The sequence below is a fragment of the Clostridium psychrophilum genome (assembly GCF_018861705.1).
In the GTDB taxonomy this organism is placed as follows: domain Bacteria; phylum Bacillota; class Clostridia; order Clostridiales; family Clostridiaceae; genus Clostridium_AD; species Clostridium_AD psychrophilum.
Map to the genome: position 1 here is coordinate 1 of NZ_JAHLEC010000233.1, position 1627 is coordinate 1627.

Annotated in this window: 1 protein-coding gene; it reads left to right on the forward strand. The window is 34.2% G+C overall.

Annotated features, from left to right (window positions below):
• Window positions 1-187: 187 nt before the first annotated feature.
• Complete coding sequence (locus KPL38_RS19165) at window positions 188-1564, forward strand: hypothetical protein (RefSeq protein WP_246578057.1); 1377 nt, start codon at window positions 188-190, stop codon at window positions 1562-1564.
• Window positions 1565-1627: the final 63 nt, after the last annotated feature.

Genomic DNA, 1627 nt, shown 5'->3' on the forward strand with positions numbered 1-1627 from the left:
AACACTTGACAAGTCTGTAAAATTTTGAAAATCTCCTCCTAAAGACATGTTTTAAAAGGAGGATTATTTTATGCTAAAAAATTGGAGCTCTCATGCTGATTATCAGCAATTTATTATTTCAAATCTCTCATCTTTCTACAAAGCTTTTCCTAAAAAAATCATAGAACTTGAACCTTCTATATCTAAGTTGTATTGCTTAGACTTAGATATTCTTAGAGAGATATTAAAACCTTATTATTCTAATATTGGTAGACCTGCAACTCTTCAACCTGAAATATTTCGTTCATTTTCTCTAATGCTTTTTCAAAAGGAGACAAGCATTACCAACTGGGTTAACAAGCTTCATGCCAGTGAGTTACTTGCAACCTGTATAGGCTGCACTATAACTAATGTTCCATCACTTGGTGCTCATTATGATTTTATCTCTAGATTATGGCTCTCAAACCTGTCTACCGACAGAGTAAACCTAAGAAAAATATATTCATATAAGAAGAAACCCTCTAAAATTAAAGCACCCGGGAAAAATAAAAAGCTTCCTAATAAGAAAAGTGGTGTTGTTAAGAAAATCTCGAATTATTTTGAAGCTGGTCGCTCATTTTCCCTAAGAGCCGAAAGGCTGCTTCAAAAAATATTTTCATTAGTTGCTGTAGTGCCCTCTTTTAATCTTAATTTAATAGAAGAAAATAACCTTACAGTTGGTGGTGATGGTACTTGTGTTCACTGTAAGTCTTCTTACTATGGTTCTAAAGTTTGTGACTGCCGTCAAAACGGAATTTACGATTGTAAATGCGCTCGTAGACTTTCTGACATAGATGCTAATTGGGGTTGGGACAGCCATGAAAATCGTTGGTTTTACGGCTACACTCTCTATGCTTTATCAGTCTATAATAAAAAATATAAGATAGATCTACCTATTTATCTGCGATTTGTAGAAGCAAGCAGACACGACAGTGTCACTGGAATAGTAGCATTAGCTGAATATAGAGAACTGTTGCCGCAGCACTCTATATCAAATTATGTTCTTGACTCAGCTAACGATAACTACCCTACATATGAATTATGTTCCAAATGGAACATTAATCCTTTTATTGATTTGAACTCCAAAAACAAAGGGAATTCAAAATATCAAACCGCTTTAGATGTTAATGAAAAAGGAGTTCCTATCTGCATTGGTGACCATAAAATGATTTATAACGGTTACGAAAAAAGTCGTTCCCGCCTTAAATGGCGTTGTCCTTTAGTTTTAAAAAAGGTTGATAGTTGCTCCTGTTGTGAAAAGTGCTCACCTTCACCTTATGGGCGAGTAATCTATACTAAACCATCGTGGGATTTGCGCTTGTTTACTACTGTGCCTCGCGGCTCAAAACAATGGAAAACTATTTATAAAACTAGAACCTGCTCAGAACGTATAAATAATCGTATTCTTAATGATTATAGAATTCATTCTTTAAGAATACATGGTAAAAAGCGTTACTCATTTATGACTATGATAGCAGGAATTAACATTCATCTAGATGCAGGACTTAAAGTTTCAGGTTTTAGTATTTTAAATTTATTAGAGTAGCGGTTTAACAATTGAAAACTTTTTCCTGAAAAATCCTGCATCGTACAGGCCTGTTTGCTATGT